The 18,214-nt window shown below is 55.7% G+C and carries 23 protein-coding genes; 13 read left to right on the forward strand and 10 right to left on the reverse strand.

Translation table 11 applies throughout. The annotated features are described in order from the left end of the window. Window positions 1-126: 126 nt before the first annotated feature. The gene (locus tag ACXKZD_RS10705; protein WP_010670048.1) at window positions 127-360 is read right to left on the reverse strand and encodes a hypothetical protein; all 234 of its coding nucleotides are present in this window, start codon (window positions 358-360) and stop codon (window positions 127-129) included. A 289-nt stretch (window positions 361-649) separates the two neighbouring features. On the opposite strand from ACXKZD_RS10705, the gene ACXKZD_RS10710 reads away from it, so the two are divergent. The 3 genes from ACXKZD_RS10710 (at window position 650) to ACXKZD_RS10720 (ending at window position 2,946) form a co-directional block, all read left to right on the forward strand. Beyond that, the gene (locus tag ACXKZD_RS10710) at window positions 650-1,171 is read left to right on the forward strand and encodes a GNAT family N-acetyltransferase (protein ID WP_488981595.1); all 522 of its coding nucleotides are present in this window, start codon (window positions 650-652) and stop codon (window positions 1,169-1,171) included. A 100-nt stretch (window positions 1,172-1,271) separates the two neighbouring features. Then, window positions 1,272-2,483: a diguanylate phosphodiesterase gene (locus ACXKZD_RS10715; RefSeq protein ID WP_488981596.1), complete on the forward strand. Its 1,212-nt coding sequence runs from the start codon at window positions 1,272-1,274 to the stop codon at window positions 2,481-2,483. Between the two features lie 229 nt (window positions 2,484-2,712). Further along, the gene (locus ACXKZD_RS10720; protein ID WP_010245542.1) at window positions 2,713-2,946 is read left to right on the forward strand and encodes a DUF4060 family protein; all 234 of its coding nucleotides are present in this window, start codon (window positions 2,713-2,715) and stop codon (window positions 2,944-2,946) included. Between the two features lie 46 nt (window positions 2,947-2,992). On the opposite strand, the gene anmK is transcribed toward ACXKZD_RS10720, so the two are convergent. Continuing rightward, window positions 2,993-4,114, reverse strand: a complete 1,122-nt coding sequence (anmK, locus tag ACXKZD_RS10725; protein ID WP_033767108.1) for an anhydro-N-acetylmuramic acid kinase — start codon at window positions 4,112-4,114, stop codon at window positions 2,993-2,995. Between the two features lie 282 nt (window positions 4,115-4,396). Here anmK and slyB point away from each other — a divergent pair, with 282 nt between their 5' ends. Then, a complete protein-coding gene (gene slyB / locus ACXKZD_RS10730) occupies window positions 4,397-4,864 on the forward strand; it encodes an outer membrane lipoprotein SlyB (RefSeq protein ID WP_010245548.1) in 468 nt (155 codons plus the stop codon). Window positions 4,865-4,904: 40 nt separating this feature from the next. Here slyB and slyA read toward each other — a convergent pair whose 3' ends face one another. After that, on the reverse strand, window positions 4,905-5,342 hold the full coding sequence (gene slyA, locus ACXKZD_RS10735) for a transcriptional regulator SlyA (protein WP_010245551.1): 438 nt from the start codon (window positions 5,340-5,342) through the stop codon (window positions 4,905-4,907). Window positions 5,343-5,492: 150 nt separating this feature from the next. On the opposite strand from slyA, the gene ACXKZD_RS10740 reads away from it, so the two are divergent. The 3 genes from ACXKZD_RS10740 to ACXKZD_RS10750 are packed head-to-tail and all read left to right on the forward strand — an operon-like array spanning window position 5,493 to window position 8,589. Next, complete coding sequence (locus ACXKZD_RS10740; RefSeq protein ID WP_010245554.1) at window positions 5,493-5,729, forward strand: DUF1656 domain-containing protein; 237 nt, start codon at window positions 5,493-5,495, stop codon at window positions 5,727-5,729. Between the two features lie 5 nt (window positions 5,730-5,734). Beyond that, entirely contained in the window at window positions 5,735-6,592 is an 858-nt protein-coding gene (locus ACXKZD_RS10745) for an efflux RND transporter periplasmic adaptor subunit (protein ID WP_050680540.1), read from the forward strand. Continuing rightward, the gene (locus ACXKZD_RS10750; protein ID WP_182499986.1) at window positions 6,589-8,589 is read left to right on the forward strand and encodes an FUSC family protein; all 2,001 of its coding nucleotides are present in this window, start codon (window positions 6,589-6,591) and stop codon (window positions 8,587-8,589) included. Before ACXKZD_RS10745 ends, ACXKZD_RS10750 begins: the two co-directional genes overlap by 4 nt. On the opposite strand, the gene ACXKZD_RS10755 is transcribed toward ACXKZD_RS10750, so the two are convergent. The 4 genes from ACXKZD_RS10755 to ACXKZD_RS10770 form a co-directional block, all read right to left on the reverse strand. Beyond that, a complete protein-coding gene (locus ACXKZD_RS10755) occupies window positions 8,590-9,057 on the reverse strand; it encodes a hypothetical protein (RefSeq protein ID WP_010245563.1) in 468 nt (155 codons plus the stop codon). It abuts the gene before it with no gap. A 130-nt stretch (window positions 9,058-9,187) separates the two neighbouring features. After that, window positions 9,188-9,706, reverse strand: coding sequence for a superoxide dismutase family protein (gene sodC, locus ACXKZD_RS10760; protein WP_033757495.1), 519 nt, complete (start codon window positions 9,704-9,706; stop codon window positions 9,188-9,190). Window positions 9,707-9,791: 85 nt separating this feature from the next. Then, window positions 9,792-10,688 (reverse strand): aldo/keto reductase, encoded by an 897-nt coding sequence (locus ACXKZD_RS10765; protein ID WP_033757493.1) that lies wholly within the window; start codon window positions 10,686-10,688, stop codon window positions 9,792-9,794. A 68-nt stretch (window positions 10,689-10,756) separates the two neighbouring features. Continuing rightward, window positions 10,757-10,996: a DUF1289 domain-containing protein gene (locus tag ACXKZD_RS10770; RefSeq protein ID WP_010245573.1), complete on the reverse strand. Its 240-nt coding sequence runs from the start codon at window positions 10,994-10,996 to the stop codon at window positions 10,757-10,759. A gap of 174 nt (window positions 10,997-11,170) precedes the next feature. On the opposite strand from ACXKZD_RS10770, the gene ACXKZD_RS10775 reads away from it, so the two are divergent. The 4 genes from ACXKZD_RS10775 (at window position 11,171) to rnt (ending at window position 14,228) form a co-directional block, all read left to right on the forward strand. Then, a complete protein-coding gene (locus tag ACXKZD_RS10775; RefSeq protein WP_010245576.1) occupies window positions 11,171-11,767 on the forward strand; it encodes a TetR/AcrR family transcriptional regulator in 597 nt (198 codons plus the stop codon). Between the two features lie 50 nt (window positions 11,768-11,817). Further along, window positions 11,818-12,915, forward strand: coding sequence for an alkene reductase (locus tag ACXKZD_RS10780; RefSeq protein ID WP_010245578.1), 1,098 nt, complete (start codon window positions 11,818-11,820; stop codon window positions 12,913-12,915). Window positions 12,916-13,031: 116 nt separating this feature from the next. Then, entirely contained in the window at window positions 13,032-13,439 is a 408-nt protein-coding gene (gene gloA, locus ACXKZD_RS10785; RefSeq protein WP_010245580.1) for a lactoylglutathione lyase, read from the forward strand. A gap of 120 nt (window positions 13,440-13,559) precedes the next feature. After that, entirely contained in the window at window positions 13,560-14,228 is a 669-nt protein-coding gene (rnt, locus tag ACXKZD_RS10790; protein WP_010245582.1) for a ribonuclease T, read from the forward strand. A gap of 43 nt (window positions 14,229-14,271) precedes the next feature. Here the strand turns inward: rnt and ACXKZD_RS10795 are convergent, their stop codons facing one another. Beyond that, window positions 14,272-14,607, reverse strand: coding sequence for a Grx4 family monothiol glutaredoxin (locus ACXKZD_RS10795; RefSeq protein ID WP_170933470.1), 336 nt, complete (start codon window positions 14,605-14,607; stop codon window positions 14,272-14,274). A 365-nt stretch (window positions 14,608-14,972) separates the two neighbouring features. On the opposite strand from ACXKZD_RS10795, the gene ACXKZD_RS10800 reads away from it, so the two are divergent. Beyond that, the gene (locus ACXKZD_RS10800; RefSeq protein WP_010245589.1) at window positions 14,973-15,770 is read left to right on the forward strand and encodes a C40 family peptidase; all 798 of its coding nucleotides are present in this window, start codon (window positions 14,973-14,975) and stop codon (window positions 15,768-15,770) included. 45 nt (window positions 15,771-15,815) lie between these two features. Here the strand turns inward: ACXKZD_RS10800 and cydH are convergent, their stop codons facing one another. Continuing rightward, window positions 15,816-15,905, reverse strand: a complete 90-nt coding sequence (cydH, locus tag ACXKZD_RS10805) for a cytochrome bd-I oxidase subunit CydH (RefSeq protein ID WP_010245592.1) — start codon at window positions 15,903-15,905, stop codon at window positions 15,816-15,818. A 281-nt stretch (window positions 15,906-16,186) separates the two neighbouring features. Between cydH and purR the strand changes: the two genes are divergently transcribed. Continuing rightward, the gene (gene purR, locus ACXKZD_RS10810; RefSeq protein WP_010245595.1) at window positions 16,187-17,212 is read left to right on the forward strand and encodes an HTH-type transcriptional repressor PurR; all 1,026 of its coding nucleotides are present in this window, start codon (window positions 16,187-16,189) and stop codon (window positions 17,210-17,212) included. On the opposite strand, the gene punR is transcribed toward purR, so the two are convergent. Then, window positions 17,209-18,114: a DNA-binding transcriptional activator PunR gene (gene punR, locus ACXKZD_RS10815; protein WP_010245598.1), complete on the reverse strand. Its 906-nt coding sequence runs from the start codon at window positions 18,112-18,114 to the stop codon at window positions 17,209-17,211. The genes purR and punR overlap by 4 nt on opposite strands. Between the last annotated feature and the right edge of the window lie 100 nt (window positions 18,115-18,214).

The raw sequence follows: 18,214 nt of genomic DNA on the forward strand, positions 1-18,214 counted from the left end.
AGAAACAGGGAAGGTAAAAACAGCGTTGATGCTATTTATCAGACAGCGCCAATATTATCGCCCGGTTAATGAGAAACTATTACGCGGGTGTTCTGGCTGAAGCGATAAGCTCATCGCGGATGACGTTCAGATCGCGCGGATATTTTTAATGCGTGGATTTATTTTCTGCTGAAGCAAATCTTCTTCGGGACCCAGATAATAAGGCACAGCACACTGCTTACCATCTTTGGTAAAAATAATCTGGTTATCATGCAGGAATAACGCAGTAAAATGGCCCAGTACCACACCATTTAATTCAAAGCAGTGATTTCTTGCTGCACGCAGCCCCTGCTTACTATTCAGAAAATCAACAAATCGCATCACGCTGCGCCTCCAGTTAATAAATCAACCTCATCAGAACCGCGACGATAATAGCCTTAACGCCGGCCCGGATCATCCGGCTGATGCTGTTTTCAGAATAGGCTTAATTACCATTCAGTAGTGGCACTAAACCGACGTGATTTTTTATCTGCTTCCTGCCAGGAATAATCCTGGAGAACGACGCACTCATAAAATTTCATGAGCGCGTAATATTTATATTGCGCCCTCACATCGCCCGCTATACCGTTGTTTTTCCACCAGGTGCAGACTTTCGGGGCAAAACCGCATAATGGAAATTTTTGAGGCAGATGAACGCCACATCACGGCGATTCAGCAGATCTACGCCTGGCATGTCCTTAACGGCACCGGCTCATTTGAGACAGTGCCGCCCGACGCGGCAGAAATTGGCGAGCGGATGCGGAAGATTCAGCAGGCGGGCCTGCCGTGGTTTATCGCCGTCAGCGACGGAGAAGTGCGTGGTTTCTGTTATCTGACGCCTTATCGTCAGCGCCATGCCTACCGGCATACGCTGGAGGACTCAATTTATATCGATCCCGGATTTCAGAAGCGCGGAGCCGGTTCGCGCCTGTTAAACCATGTAATCCGCTGGGCTGAGCAGGCAGGGTTCCGCCAGTTGATCGCCAACGTCGGCGACAGCGAGAACCAGGGCTCGATTGCCGTACATCGCGCCGCAGGCTTTGAGATGACAGGTATCCTGCGCTCGGTAGGTTTTAAACAGGGTCGCTGGCTGGATACCGTTTTTATGCAGCGCTCTCTGGGAACGGGCAATACCACGCTGCCGGTTGATTAAAACAGAGTCAGAGTGAGAAAGACGTACTGGCCCTCGTTTTCCCCGGAAGAAGCTTCTGGTAAGGTGCCATAACAAAAAATAAAAAATTCCGGAAACCTTTATGTTGTCGACAATCATCTATCGCAGCCACATTACTGAACATGTGCCGCTTGAGATCCTGAATGGTTTGGCGCGGAAAGCGAATAAAATCAATAAATCCTCAAGCGTCACCGGAATTTTATTATTCAATGGCACGCATTTTTTCCAGCTGCTGGAAGGTCCGGAGGCGGCGGTCAATGCAGTTTACAGCCGGATTTGCCAGGATCCACGCCACCATAATCTGGTCGAACTGCTGCGCGATTACGCCCCGGCACGCCGTTTTGGCCACGTCGGTATGGAGCTGTTCGATCTGCGACTGCATGATAAAGAGACGGTACTGGAGGCGGTGCTGGCAAAGTGCACCACAAAGTATCAGATGACCTATGCCGATCGCGCACTGCAGTTCCTGCGCACCTTTGTCGAAGCGCGGGAAAAAGAGAACTATTTTGAGATCCCTGCTGCCAGCGGCTGGACGTTTATCCGTGACGAGTCAGAACAGCGTGAAGGCAAGGCATCGCTGGTGGCTGCGGATGAGGTCAGCTTTGCTTTTCAGCCGATCGTTGACCCCTTCGCCTGCGAAATCGTCTCGCTGGAAGCGCTGCTGCGCGGCCCGCAGGGAGAATCGCCGCTCGACTATTTTGCCCGACTGTCACGTGAGCAGCTCTATCAGCTCGATCTGAGGTCGAAAAAGATCGCCTTCGCCCAGGTGAAGCAGCTGGGGATTGAGGGCATGACTCTGTCGATCAATCTGCTGCCGATGACGCTGGTGGAAGTGCCCGACGCCGTCCCGTTTTTGCTGGATGAGATTGCTGCGCAGGGACTGGTGCCAGAGCAGATCATGGTTGAATTCACCGAGAATGAAATTATCTCGCAGCCTGAGGCCTTTGAAGCCGCCATCAGGCAGCTGAAGGCGGCCGGCATCAGCCTGGCACTGGATGATTTCGGTGCCGGTTTTGCCGGCCTGTCGCTGCTGACGCGCATTCAGCCTGACAAGATTAAAATCGACCGAACCATCATCGCTGATGTGCATAAAAGTGGGCCGAAGCAGGCGATCATTCATGCCATTCTGAAATGCTGCTCCTCGCTGGAGATCGGTGTTATCGCCGAGGGTATTGAACAGCCGGAAGAGTGGATGTGGCTTGAAGCGGCAGGCGTGACCCAGTTTCAGGGCTTTCTGTTCTCAAAACCTGTACTCAATGGCGTTGCGGCCGTAGCCTGGCCGGAGCTGATCTGACCGCCTCTGCGATTTGGATGGATTTGCGATTTCCTGCCTTCCTGGATCACCCGGTGGCTGCTAAATAGTTAACAGCCCCGGGGGATCATCTTTCTGTCATCTTCCCGCGGCAGAGTCAGTCATTACCCAGTCAGTGATTAAATGTTTAGCAGTCAGATGTTCAGTGTTTAGGCCAGCGCTACGCGCCATGCGTGCGACGTGACTCCAGGGACAGCATTTGAGGAACTGAATGAAGCAAATCATCCGCGGTGATAAAGAACCCTCCCATATTCTCGCAGCGACCCGTGCGCTTGAAGCGCACTACTCCCGCTACGGAGAAGGTAATAAGTACCATCCCGTTATCTATTCCATCGCCTACCGCAGCCGGTTTTATCAGGTTGAGGTGATTACCCGACGTGAAACCATGGTTGCCTCGGTGATTACTGGCGTTCGCAACCTGACGCATCTCTCCGGCGCCGCCTGACGGCCACCTGTAATCCTGCGGGGGCAGATTGCCCCCGACTCCGCGCTTAGCGTCGATAGAGTGAATTCGCCGGAAAGATTGCGCCAATCACGCTTTTTTCCCGTGCGCCCGTTACCGCAGGCAGATTACCTGGCAGGCCGGAGAGCGTGCGGAAAGCCAGCCAGGCAAACGCCAGCGCTTCCATATCGTCACCACTGACACCCGCCGCATCGGTAGTCGTTACTTCCGTTCCCGGAAGATGCGCTGCCAGTCGCGCCATCAGCAGCGGATTGCGGCTGCCGCCGCCACACACCAGCAGACGGTCGCAGCCATCATTGAGTAACACCTGCTGCGTGATGGTGATGGCGGTCAGCTCGACCAGCGTAGCCTGCACATCCTGCGCAGCCAGACCCGGGAAATAGCGCAGATGCTGCTCCAGCCAGCTGAGGTTGAAGTGTTCGCGCCCGGTGCTTTTCGGCGGCGGCAACGCAAACCAGGGCTCACGTAGCAGCGCCTCCAGCAGTGCCGGAATCACCGACCCGCTGCGCGCCCACTGCGCATCTTTGTCATACGGCTGAGCCTGATTACGCCAGATCCAGGCGTCCAGCAGCATATTGCCGGGGCCGGTATCGAAGCCGCGCACCGGCTGACCTGGGATCAGCAGCGAGAGATTGGCGATGCCGCCAATATTCAGCACCATGCGGCGTTCAGTAGCATCCATCAGCAGCGCCTGATGAAAGGCAGGCACCAGCGGCGCGCCCTGCCCGCCCAGCGCCATGTCACGGCGGCGGAAATCTCCTACCACGGTGACGCCGGTGGCCGCCACGATCTGATTATGATCGCCAATCTGCAGTGTATTGGGTGCGTCACTCTGCGGCTCATGCCAGACGGTCTGACCATGACAGCCAATCGCCGTGATATCGCTGGCGTCAAGCGATTCGCGCTTCATTAATGTCACTACCGCTTCAGCAAACAGCTGGCCGAGGCGGGTATCAAGCTGGCCGAGCTGCGACAGCGTCAGGGACTGTCCCTGACATATCGCCAGAATCGCCTGACGCAGTTCTGGTGGCATCGGATGGCAGTAGCTCGCCTGCTGCGCCACCATATTTTCATCAATGGCAGCCAGCACCACATCCACTCCATCCAGGCTGGTGCCTGACATTACCCCAATATAGCGTCCTGATTTCATAGCCATTCCTTACTTCCGGCGGGAGGTGCGATTCATCTGCGGTTAGCCTGACAAATAATGATCGCTAATTCTATGATTAAATTCTTTTTATCCAATCGTGCTGACTGATAACGTAATGGGACTATTTTTAGTCCACGATTGAATTATTGTTGATCCTGCATAGTCTATGCTTCGTCCAGCCGTGTTTTATTCGGACAGGGATTAATTTGCCAGGTTTGTGTCTTATACTGTGAGCAGGATACAGCGGTAAACGTGGCACCTTCTCGACTAAAGGAGTTTCAAATGATCAAGCGTGTAATTGTGGTCGCTCTGGCCGGTGTGATGCTGGCAGGTTGTAGCAATACCAGTACGCTGTCGGGTGATACCTACAGTGCCAGTGAAGCTAAGCAGGTGCAGAGCGTTTCGTACGGTACCTTAGTCTCAGTACGTCCGGTGAAAATCCAGGGCGGCGATGAGAGCAATGTCATCGGTGCTATCGGTGGTGCGGTGCTGGGTGGCTTCCTGGGTAACACCATTGGTGGCGGCAGCGGACGTAGCCTGGCGACAGCCGGTGGTGCGGTTCTGGGTGGCGTAGCAGGCCAGGGCGTACAGGGCGCAGTCAATAAAACCGATGGCGTTGAGCTGGAAATCCGTAAGGATGATGGCAACACCATCATGGTGGTTCAGAAACAGGCCGCCACGCGTTACTCTGTTGGCCAGCGCGTTGTGATGGCATCCAACGGCAGCCAGGTGACGGTTTCACCTCGCTAATGAAGCTAAACAAAAAACCGACGCCTGGGCGTCGGTTTTTTTATTTCTCTTTATGCTGAAGTTCGAGAATGTTTTTCTCAAGCCGGGCGATCAGCGTCACCATCTGACTGATCTCTTCCCGACTGATGCCGGACAAAATGTCGTCCCGCGTCTCATCAATCACACTCTCAACCTGTTCGATTATCGGCTCGGCCTGCTGCGTCAGCTTAATGCGCTTGGCACGACGATCGTTGGCGCAGGTCGAACGGGTGATTAATCCTTTCTCTTCCAGCTGATCCAGCGTGCGCACCAGCGAAGGCTGTTCAATACCAATCGCCTTGGCTAACTGAATCTGCGACTGTTCGGGCGGCAGTTGATGAATATTGTGCAACGTCACCCAGTGAGTCTGAGTCAGCTCAAGCGGCTTCAGCCGCTGATCAATCAACGCGCGCCAGATGCGCACCAGGCGAGATAAATCCGTTCCGAGGGGCGTATCCATTTCATCTCCTTATAATTAGCTTGCTAGCTATCAAGCCAGATTTTACACTATTCTGCGAGTTTACAGGACAAATTACAAATCCCGGACCAGGCCACGATAACGTGGCAGCGCTTTCAGTCTGCTGTTTGGGTTAACGAAGGATGTTATCACGTGCTCACTCCTGCTTTTTCAGGTGCGAATCCGCTGACCGATCTGGTGGTGGGCGCCTCACTGTTTTTTCCGCCGATATTCAAAGCGGTGATCCTCGGCTTCTTTTTCTGGCTGCTGATCCACCCTCTGGTGCGTGGCTGGATCTACTCCGGCGATGTCTGGCATCCCACCCTGTTTGATCTCTCCCTGTTTGTGCTGTGCGTTACCGCCGCACTCTGGCTCATCGGTCACGGATAATCGATATGAAATTTAACGCGGTAAAATACTTCTCCACGCTGATTGTGTTTGCCCTGGCGCTGCTGGCCGGTGGCTGGCTCTGGAACTACTACATGCAGTCGCCCTGGACCCGTGACGGGAAAATACGGGCAGAGCTGGTGGATATCACGCCTCAGGTGTCGGGACGAATTACGCAACTGAAGGTCAAAGACAATCAGTTTGTGCATCAGGGCCAGCAGCTGTTAACGCTGGACCCGGTGCCGTGGCAGATCGCGCTCGACAATGCCGCCGCCCAGCTCAGCAAAGCGCAGGCGGATCTCGCGAAAGCGCAGCATGAATTTAACCGTCGCAGCAGCCTGCCGCGCAACATCATCTCTGCAGAGGACCTTGATGCCGCGCGATTAAGCGCCGGCGCGGCGGCCGCCAGCACCAAAGCGGCACAGGCGGAGTGGGAACGGGCGCGCTGGAATCTGCAGCAGACGACGCTGACCGCACCGGCGGATGGCTGGATCACCAATCTGACGCTGCGTCCCGGCAACTATGCCACCGCGGGTTCGCCTCTGTTTGCCCTGGTCGACAGCCACTCTTACTACGTAATGGGCTACTTCGAAGAGACCAAACTGCGCCATATTCACCCAGGCGCAGCGGCCCAGGTGGTGCTCTACAGCAATGGCATGCGGCTGCAGGGTCAGGTGGATAGCATTGGCCGCGCCATCTATGACCAGAGCATTGAGACCGACAGCGGCCTGGTGCCCGATATCAAACCTAACGTGCCCTGGGTGCGGCTGGCGCAGCGAGTGCCGGTGCGTATTCGTCTCGACCCGCTTCCTGCCGATGCAGACCTGGTGGCGGGAACCAGCTGCACCATCACCATCCAGCCATGAATTTTCAGTGGCTGGCCTGGGATCAACTGCCCTGGATTAAGGCGAACGCCGGCCAGTGGCGTTATGCGTTGCGCAACGCTATTGCGATGTGCCTGGCGCTGAGCATCGCCTACGCACTGGATCTGGATGAGCCCTACTGGGCAATGACCTCTGCCGCCGTTATTAGCTTTCCCACCGTCGGCGGCGCGATCAGTAAAAGTCTGGGGCGCATTGTTGGCAGTCTGATGGGGGCCAGCGCCGCGCTGCTGATCGCCGGACATACGCTTAATGAGCCGTGGCTGTTTACCTTTGCCATTGCCGGCTGGCTGGCGCTCTGTACCGGCATAGCGAATCACTACCAGAATAACGTTGCCTACGCCTTTTCGCTGGCGGGCTACACCGCCGCCATCATCGCCTTTAGCAGCGTTAATATCACCGATATCACCTCGCTATGGACTATCGCTCAGGCACGGGTTTGCGAGGTGATCTCCGGCATTCTCTGCGCCGGATTGATGATGATGGTACTGCCGAGTACCTCCGATGGTGAGACGCTGATTACCTCACTGAAACAGATGCATGCCCGGTTGCTGGAACATGCGGTGTTACTGCTGCAGCCCTCAGCCAGCGAGACAATCCGGACCGCGCATGAAAATGTCATCAGCCAGATTCTGACTATGAATCTGCTGCGGATTCAGGCGTTCTGGAGCCACTACCGCTTTCGCCGACAGAACAACGTGCTGAACTATGTGCTGCACCAGCAGCTGCGACTCACCAGCGTGCTCTCCAGCCTGCGACGCATGCTGCTGAACTGGCCCGACGCGCCTGAGGCGCTGTTTGAGGCGCTGCAACAACTGATGGCGGAGCTGGCGAAACCGGCGTGTGATAAATATCGTCTGGCACAAATCCTGCGCAGCGTGACCCCGGCAGCGGATGGCGACTACCGGCAGCGCGCTTTTTGTCAGCGGCTGCGCTACTTCTGCTGGATGTACCTCAACGTGCAGCGCTGGATCCGCCTGCTGGATCGCGCCGATGCCGACACCCGTTTTCAGCCACCGCCGGTTCCGGCGCTGGCGCGCGACAGTGACAGCGCCGAGGCGGGCTGGAGCGCCCTGCGTACCTTCAGCGTTATCGTGCTGGGCTGCGCCTTCTGGATCAATACGCAATGGTCTTCCGGTGCCGCCGCGCTCACCTTAACCGCCATAGCCTGTGTGCTCTACGCTTCATCACCTTCACCTGGCGGCAGCGTCACGCTGCTGCTGAAGACCCTGCTGTGGCTGTTTGCGTTTAGTTTTGTGATGAAGTTTGGGCTGATGGTGCAGATCAGTCAGCTGTGGCAGTTTTTGCTGTTTCTGTTCCCGCTGCTGGTGACGCTGCAACTCTTTAAGCTGCAGCAGAAGCAGCGCGCCGGGATGTGGGGACAGTTCATCGTCTTTATGGGTTCGTTTATTGCGGTGACTAACCCGCCCTCCTGGGATTATCAGGATTTCTTTAACGATAACATCGCCAAAGTCTGCGGGGTGCTGCTCGCCTGGCTGGCGTTCCAGATTCTGCGACCCAGCTCTGATGCGCGGCGCAGCCGACGGCATATCCGGGCGCTGCGGCTGGCGTTTCTCGATCAGCTGCGGCAGCGGCCCCGGCTCAGCGAGAGCCGCTTCGAATCGCAGATTTACCACCGCATCAGCCAGCTCAGTCACAGCCGGGACGAGCAGGCACGCGTCTGGCTACTGCGCTGGGGCGTGGTGCTGCTCAACTGCTCGCATATCGTCTGGCAGCTGCGTGAATGGCGCGCCGGTTCAGCCGCACTGATGGGGTTTCGCGATCACTGCCTGCAAGACTTACAGCAGATTATCAGCAGCCGCGGCGTGCGCCACAGCTCGCTGGATCGGATGCTGACGCAACTGGAGGAGACCATCACCGCGTTACTGGCACTGGAAAGCAATGAGGCCAGCGAGCTGGCGGGGATTATCTGGCGGTTACGCTGTTCACTGGCACAGCTGAAGCAGGCGGTGCCGGAGTGATCACTGGCAATATTGCTGCTGTTGCCGGTTAAAATCATCCTGCAGCTGTTGCAGCGTTTTATGGCCTTCGAAGCGGGTTTTATCCATTTCGGTCATCGGTTCAATCACCAGCACTTTCTCATCGGGTGAGAAGATAAACCGGCGTGTCAGTTCGGTACCGGTAAAACTCTGACCATGAATGCCACCGCACACCATAGTCATGGTGCGGCGATAAATAGTGCTATCCGTGAAATTGGTTTCGGTGGCGCTGCGAAAGACCTGATCGCAACCCTGCGCTTCCAGCTTACGCACCATGTTGCGGCTCAGCCATTCACGACCCTTCGCGATCTTTTCACAGGTGATACGCATTGGGTTGGTATCGATGGTGCGCTGCAGTTCGCGTCCGGTTTCGGTGACCAGTTGCGTATCATTGGGTTTATCGCATCCCACCAGCAGCAGACACAGCAGTAATGCGCCCTTGAATTTCATTTTCCTGCTCCTTTCCCCATCACGCTTTCTTACCTGAATCAATATCATAGGGGGGAAATGTCAGGGATGGTACAACAATTCATAAACAGGCAGGAGAAAAGCGGGCGGCCATCGCCTGCCGCCCGGAAACTCAGATTACACCGCAGGCGTAGCGTGCCCCGCCACCGCCCAGCGGTTTAGGATGGTCAGCATGATTGTCACCGCCGACGTGCACCATCAGCGCTTTGCCTTTGATCTCTTTTAACGATTTCAGACGCGGCGCCAGCACCGGATAAGTGGCGCTGCCTTTGTCATCGACATAGACCGCGGGCAGGTCGCCCAGGTGCCCCTCTGCATAAGGCCCCAGATGTTTGCCGCTGTTGGCCGGATCAAGGTGACCACCCGCCGCACCGGCGGCGACCACTTTGCCTTCAGACTCGCCCGGTTCACAGCTGCCTTTAGCATGAACATGGAAACCATGAATGCCCGGCTGAAGGCCCTGCAGATCCGGCGTGAACTGCAGACCATACTGTGTCTCGTCAATCTTAACGGTGCCCAGCGATTTCCCAATCCCTTCAGCGGTAACCTGATGGATCGTAACCTGCTCGCTGGCAGCCAGTGCTGAGCCGCAGGCGATCAGTGCGAATAAGGCAACTGCTTTCATTTTCATGGTGACTCCATTTGCATACCAGGGTTTGAGATAAGTCTGGTCGCTGTTGCACTATTTTTGCCGGAGATTGACGCAGTTTTACGCTTCAGGGCACATCAAATCCCAGCGCCGCCTTGCGAATACGGAACCACTGCTGACGCGACAGGGATAAGTTCAGTGCTCCGGCGGCTTCGCTGACCCGCGCCGTTTTACCTGAGCCGATGATTGGCAGCGGGCGCGATGGCAGCATCAGTATCCAGGCATAGACCACCTGCTCAAGGCTGGTGGCACCGGTTTCCTGCCGCACGGCTTCCAGTTCGTCACGCAGCGGCTGGAAATGGGGATCGTTAAACAGGCGACCGCCACCCAGACAGGACCAGGCCATCGGACGAATACGCAGCTGCTGACACTGATCCAGCGATCCATCCAGCAGCACACTTTGCTGCACGGGTGAGATCTCCAGCTGATTTGTCACCAGCGAGAACGGCAGACGGGATTGCAGCAGGGAAAACTGTGATGGTGTGAAGTTAGAGACGCCAAAATGCAGAACCTTGCCGCTGTGATGCAGCGCCATAAAGGCTTCGGCCACCTCGTCAGCCTCCATCAGCGGATCGGGACGATGGATCAGCAGCAGGTCGAGACGATCGGTATGGATATGGCGCAGTGAGTTTTCAGCACTCTGCAGGATATGACGTTTGTCAGTAATGTAGTGGCCTATCTGATGCTCAGGCTGGGCGCGGGTGGCGATGCCGCACTTGGTGACAATCTGTAGCTGGTCGCGCAAACCAGGTGCCAGTTTCAGTGCCTCGCCAAACGCCGCCTCACACTGGTAGTCACCGTAGATGTCCGCATGGTCAACGGTGGTGATGCCGAGCCTCACATGGTGCTCAATAAAGGCGACCCGTTCCTGTGGCGACATCCCCCACTCCATCAGACGCCAGTACCCCATGACCAGCGGTGAAAAATCGGGCCCCTGTGAAGCGATGGCTTGCGGTTCTAACATGACGATCTCCCTGTTGCGCGTTGGCTGAAATTAGCGTGTCAGAGAGTATAACGGAAAGCGCAAAGTCGTCAGAATAACTCCGGCTGTTGGGGCGCGTGTGGCTCCTCACCTTTCTGTTGCCGTTGCAGACGCTGACGCCGCTGCTGACAGAGACGAATGACCTCACGCTTTTGCGCATCGCTAAAGCGCAGCCAGTTGAACCGCTCATCGCGGCTGCGTAAACATCCCAGGCAGTAGCCGCGCGCATCCGTCTGGCAGATGCCGCGACAGGGGCTGGGAACCGGGAAAAACTCAAGCTGCTCGGCCACCACGCCTCCGGATTCACAGAATAAACAGTCCAGTAAAAAGCGTAGCCTGGTTGCGCAGGAAGTAAGCCACACCCGGTCAGAATTATCCTGTTCTTTGACTCAGGAGTGAACACTCTGTGCCAAATAGAGAGGGTTGCGTTGCATTAGACCGACTGGTCTACTAATCTCACTGCCATGAATAAGACGCTACAACGCAACGAAACCCGCGAACACCTGCTCCAGACAGGTGAGCAACTCTGTCTGCAACGCGGCTTTACCGGAATGGGCCTCAGCGAACTGCTGACGCAGGCGGCGGTGCCGAAAGGCTCCTTCTACTACTACTTCCGTTCTAAAGAGGCGTTTGGCGTGGCGTTACTGGAACGCTATTTTGCGCGTTTCCTGCAGGATGTGGCGTTGCAGCTTAACCAGACCGAAGGCACGCCGCGTGAGCGTCTGCTTAACCACTTTCGTGCTGCCGTTGATCTGTTTGTTCAGCAGGGCCACATCGTAGGCTGTCTGGGCGTCAAAGTCTCCGCGGAGGTGTGCGATCTCTCAGAGCCGATGCGTGATGCACTGCAGCAGGGTGCCGGAAAGATCACGGCACTCTACGCCCGGACCCTGATTGCCGCAGAGCAGCAGGAGTCGCTGAGCCTGCCGCAGCCCCCCGCGCAGATGGCGGAATTGCTGTCGCTGCTGTGGCTGGGTGCCAGCCTGCAGAGCAAAATTTCCCGCGAGGCGCAGCCACTGCGTCTGGCATTGAGTACCATCGAACAGTGGCTTGAACGCCGCTGATTTTTAAAAAACATGTTTGTAGACGACTGGTCTACTAATCAGGAGCTATTATGGCGAGTACCCAGCTGTTTCGTCCGCTAAAAGTCGGTGCAATTACCGTCCCAAACCGCGTATTTATGGCACCGCTGACCCGTCTGCGCAGCATTGAGCCAGGCGACATCCCTACCCCGATGATGGCTGAATATTATCGCCAGCGCGCCAGCGCCGGTTTGATCATCACCGAAGCGACCCAGATCTCTTTCCAGGCGAAAGGCTATGCCGGTGCGCCAGGCTTACATACTCAGCCACAGATTGCAGCGTGGAAAGCGATTAACGAAGGCGTGCATCAGGCTGGCGGTCACACCGCAGTACAGTTATGGCACACCGGTCGTATCTCACATAACAGCGTGCAGCCGGAAGGCAAAGCACCGGTTGCGCCATCGGCGATTGCCGCTGGCACCCGTACCTCACTGCGTGCTGAAGATGGCAGCGTCTATCGCGAAGATACCTCAACGCCGCGTGAGCTGACAGTGCCAGAGATTAAGCAGATTGTGGCAGATTTTGGCCAGGCTGCGGCCAACGCGCGTGAAGCGGACTTTGACCTGCTTGAGCTGCACTCGGCGCACGGTTACCTGATGCACCAGTTCCTGGCTCCTGGCTCAAACCAGCGTACTGATGAATATGGCGGCAGCATCGAAAAACGCGGTCGCTTTGCGCTGGAAGTGGTTGATGCGGTGATCGCTAACTGGTCAGCCGATCGCATTGGTATTCGCGTCTCACCTATCGGCAGCTTCCAGAATCTGGACAACGGCCCGGATGAAGAGGAAGCGGCGCTGTGGTATATCGGCGAGCTGGCAAAACGCAACATCGCCTATCTGCACCTCTCTGAGCCAGACTGGGCCGGCGGTCAGCCTTATACCGACGCTTTCCGTCAGAAAGTGCGTGATCTCTTCCCGGGTGCCATCATTGGTGCCGGTGCCTATACCGTTGAGAAAGCGGATGACCTGATTGGTCGCGGTCTGATCGATGCGGTTGCGTTTGGTCGCGATTACATTGCTAACCCGGATCTGGTTGAGCGTCTGCAGCAGGACGCCCCACTCAATCCACAGCGTCCGGAAAGCTTCTACGGCGGCGGCGCGGAAGGTTATATCGACTACCCAACGCTGTAACCGGTTCGGGCTGCCGTCCGGGATGATGACGGCAGCCATTATTCAATAGCGATTTTCATCGCTATACTTAGCGCCTGAGTCATCGGGCGATGGCGTTTTATTTAAAAGAGGATGTTATGCGTTTACTTCATACCATGCTGCGCGTTGGCGATCTGCAACGTTCAATCGATTTCTACACCCGTGTGCTGGGCATGCGCGTGTTGCGTCAGAGCGAAAACACCGAATACAAATATACCCTGGCATTTGTGGGCTACACCGACGAGAGCGAAGGTGCGGTGATCGAACTGACCTACAACTGGGGCGTCGATAAGTATGACCTCGGTGATGCCTATGGTCATATTGCGCTGGGCGTTGATGACGCAGCAGCGGCCTGCGAACGTATCCGCAAAGATGGCGGCAACGTGACGCGTGAAGCTGGCCCGGTTAAAGGCGGCTCCACCATTATTGCCTTTGTTGAAGATCCCGATGGATACAAAATCGAGCTGATCGAAAACAAAGATGCCGGTAACGGCCTCGGCAACTAAACCTGCCTGTCAGCCTGCCCGGTCGGGTGGGCTGAATCCCCTTCTCTGCGCTACATCTGCTGCACCCGGCCCCGTTTTTTGCCATAATACGCGCTGCCCTTTTTCTGCAACGAGATCCTGATGTCTGAATCGAATTCCCCTAATGCACTCAATCAACGTTTCCGTGGCTTCTATCCGGTGGTGATCGACGTTGAAACCGCGGGTTTCAATGCGCAAACCGATGCGTTACTGGAGATTGCCGCTATCACGCTGAAAATGGATGAAGAGGGATGGATTCAGATTGACCAGACGCTGCATTTCAACGTCGAACCTTTTGTCGGGTCGCTGCTGCATCCCGAAGCCCTGGCCTTTACCGGTATCGATCCCAGCAATCCGCTGCGCGGCGCGGTCAGTGAATATGAGGCGCTGCACGCCATTTTCAAAATGGTGCGCAAGGGCATTAAAGACAGCGGCTGCAATCGCGCCATTATGGTGGCGCACAATGCCACCTTCGACCTGAACTTTATGTCAGCGGCGGCGGAACGAGCCAGCCTGAAGCGCAATCCGTTTCACCCGTTTGCCACCTTTGACACCGCGGCCCTGAGCGGGCTGGTTTTAGGGCAGACGGTGCTGGCGAAGGCCTGTATTGCGGCGGGCATGGAGTTTGACAGTACGCAGGCGCATTCGGCGCTCTATGACACTCAGCAGACGGCAACGCTGTTCTGCGAGCTGGTGAACCGCTGGAAACGGTTAGGCGGCTGGCCACTGCCCTTCGCGGAAGGCGATGCAGAAGCCACGACATCCGCATAAGGGATGCCGCAATGAAAAAGGCCGACGTGATGTCGGCCTTTTTTTATTCTGCTTCTTTAAATTTTTCTGCAGTCTCTTTGATCAGCGTCTGCAGTTCACCACGTTGTAACATCTCAACGATGATGTCGCATCCACCGACCAGCTCGCCATCAACCCACAGCTGCGGGAAAGTTGGCCAGTTAGCGAATTTCGGCATCTCGGCACGAATGTCCGGGTTCTGCAGAATATCCACGTAAGCAAAACGCTCACCGCAGGCTGAGAGCGCCTGCACCGCCTGTGCAGAGAAACCGCAGCTTGGCAGTTTCGGGGAACCTTTCATGTACAGCAGGATCGGGTTTTCTGCGATCTGGCGCTGAATTTTTTCTACAGTACTCATAATTGCCTTCCTTAATTCGTCACATCGTGTTTGTTTATTGTAGCGACTTCGCAGCGTGACTGAAAACGAGATTTTGATCGCTGCCCGATTAAATCGCCATCATTGTTAAGTCCTGCTCCGGGACACCTGAATTCCTGATTATTAACAGCAGGTAACAGATTAATAATTCGTAATAATTTCGTTGATATAAGACGCTGAAAATGTTCATTTTCAGCACAATTGCGTGGGTTGCAAAGATTAATATTAAAAGGCATTACAGTTTTTAAAAGAACTGGACTAGAATGGCCTGGGCGCTGATCCTGGATCAGATTAATCTCAACTTTGTCGCGGTGCGTAGTGGCCCTGACAACTTAACTAATCAACGGACTATGCGTTTAATCATTACGTTTTTCATGCTGGCCTTTGCGCAACTGTTTTTCAACATCGCCGCTGCGTCGCCTCACGCGCCGGTGAACGTCAGTACGCATAAAGCAGAGAAAAAGAGTGCGCGCGACGATGAGCGTCGCAAGCGTCGCCCGGTCAAAACGGTGACGAAAAAGACTCGCCTCAGCCCGGTTCAAAAACTAAAAACAAAAAAACTGAAAAAAGTCGAACTCACCGCTAAACAGACGCCTGCTAAGAAGACCTCGCTAAAAACCGCCCGTCTCAGTAAGAACAAAGAGAAAAAACGTTATGGTCATCAACGCCTGCTGAAAACCGCTGAGGTCACCACCAGCGAGACCGGCACGATTAAGATGAGCAAATCTCACCGTCAGCGCTACCAGAAGGCCCGCGAAACCGCGATGACCAAGCTGATGGGTCAGTTGGGTAAACCCTATCAGTGGGGCGGCACCTCTCCCCATACCGGTTTCGATTGCAGCGGCCTGGTCTGGTACGCCTATAAAGATCTGGTGAAGTTTAAGATCCCACGTACCGCTAACGAGATGTACCACCTGCGTGACGCCGCGCCGATCAAGCGTGAGTCGCTGGAGAAAGGCGATCTGGTCTTCTTCCGTATCAATGGTCGTGGTACTGCGGACCATGTCGGCGTTTACCTGGGTGATGGCAAGTTTATCCAGTCGCCACGCACCGGCAAAGATATTCAGATCAGCGCGTTAGGAGAAGATTACTGGCAGCGCCACTATATTGGTGCCCGTCGGGTGATGACGCCGAAAACCATACGCTGAGCAGCAGAACAACCAGAAGAGAGCCGGGATAATCCCGGCTTTTTTTTAGTGCAGAATAGCGGTAAAACTAAAGGCCACAATCATCAGCAGACAGCCCGCGGTGGTCATTAAAGCCAGTTTAAGATCGGTACTCATTGCTTGCTCCTTAGTCACACAATCAGTAGGGGTATCGCATTTTCCCACAGGGGCCGGTAAAAATCTCGTTTTATCCGTTCAGCCTTGTTAGAATCCCGCCTTTGTTGCGCAACGCGCGCAACCCTGATTCCGTTTGCGCACGTTTTCAGGCGTTTTTACGCCGCCAGCGGCCTGTTTCCTGGCCAGGAAAGCTGCATTTTTGCGGAAAAAACCCTGAGCAGACGCAAACGTTTAACACTACGCTTATCATAGAGTTAGATAAGCACTGGAGTCCGATTTTCATGGCAACAATTAAAGATGTGGCGAAACGCGCTGGCGTCTCAACGACCACCGTTTCGCACGTCATCAATAAAACCCGCTTTGTGGCTGAAGAGACGCGCAACGCGGTCTGGCAGGCGATTAAAGAACTGCACTACTCGCCGAGCGCCGTGGCGCGCAGCCTGAAAGTGAACCACACCAAGACGCTGGGCCTGCTTGCCACCTCCAGCGAAGCACCCTATTTCGCTGAAATTATCGAGGCGGTTGAAAATCACTGTTTTGACAAAGGCTATACGCTGATTCTGGGTAATGCGCATAACGATCTGCAAAAACAGCGCGCCTATCTCAGCATGATGGCGCAGAAACGCGTCGATGGGCTGCTGGTGATGTGCTCTGAATATCCGGACGATCTGCTGCAGATGCTGGAAGAGAACCGCAATATCCCGATGGTGGTGATGGACTGGGGCGAGTCGCGCGCCGACTTCACCGACACGGTACTGGATAATGCTTTCCAGGGCGGCTATCTGGCGGGACGCTATCTGATTGAACGCGGACACCGGGATATTGGTGCAATCCCCGGCCAGATGGAGCGTAACACCGGTGGCGGACGTCATGCCGGTTTCCTGAAGGCGATGGAAGAAGCGGGTATTCAGCCACGCGCCGAGTGGATTGTGCAGGGTGACTTTGAGCCGGAGTCAGGCTATCAGGCGATGCAGCAGATCCTGTCGCAGAAGCAGCGTCCGACTGCTGTGTTCTGTGGCGGTGACATCATGGCGATGGGCGCAATTTGCGCCGCCGACGAGATGGGTTTGCGTGTCCCCCAGGATATTTCGGTGATCGGCTATGACAATGTGCGCAACGCCCGCTATTTTGCACCGGCCCTGACCACAGTGCATCAGCCTAAAGCCCAGCTGGGTGAGAAAGCGCTGGAAATGCTGCTGGACCGCATTACCAGTAAGCGCGAAGTGTCACAAACGATTGAGGTCCATCCCACGCTGATTGAGCGCCGTTCCGTGGCCGATGGCCCGTTCCGCGACTATCGCCGTTAATGCTCGCTTAACCACTCCTGATTAAGCGTTTGCGCATCACCCAGATAGCTGAGCAACCAGCCTGTCGCCGGTGATGCGCGATCCTCTGCCCAGCTGACGCAGCATGGGCTGTCCGGAAACGCCACCGGCAGCGTCAGTTCAACCAGCTCGCCGCTGTCGAGCAGTGGCCTGGCCAGGTGACCCGGCACCATCGCCACACACAATCCTGCCTGCACGCACTCCAGCCCGGTTTGCCACTCCGGCACCACCAGCCGGCGCTGGTTATCCAGCGTCCATGTCATACGACGCGGCAGTGCGCGAGAAGTATCTTCCAGCACCAGGGAGGGCCAGCTCCGCAGCGTGTCATCATCTATCTGGCTCGCCTGTGTCAGAGGATGGTCGGGCGCAACCACGCAGCGCCAGTTAAGCGTGCCCATATCCCGAAAAGCAAAACGTCCGCCCACCGGTATCGCCTGAGTGGCACCAATCGCCACTTCCACCCGGCCATCGGCCAGCGCATCCCAGACGCCGTTAAAGACTTCATAGCTGATGATCAGCTCCATATCGGGAAAGTGGCGATAGAAATCTTTGACCAGTTGTCGGGTGCGCTGAGGTTTTGCGATACGGTCAACGGCAATGCTTAGCTGGCCGCGCCAGCCGTTAGCCAGCTGCTGACACTGTCGCCGGGTGGCAAGCATTTTTTTGATGACGCTGCGCCCTTCCCGGACAAAATGCTCACCCGCCGGGGTCAGAACCACTTCGCGATGCTGCCGTTCAAACAGCGGTACCGCCAGCCAGTTTTCCAGCTGACGCACCGTATAGCTGATGGCAGAGGGCACCCGATGTAACTCCTGCGCGGCGGCGCTGAAGCTCCCCCCACGGGCGACAGCGTCAACCACTTCTAATGCATATTCTGACCACATAATCTGCCTTCAAAAATTTTAACAGCCATCGGCAAATATTACCGTTTCACAGCAGCAAACGCACCTTTTACACTCTGCCGCGTTTATCCTGCAAAAATGA

It is taken from the genome of Pantoea sp. ABR1s, from assembly GCF_057812235.1.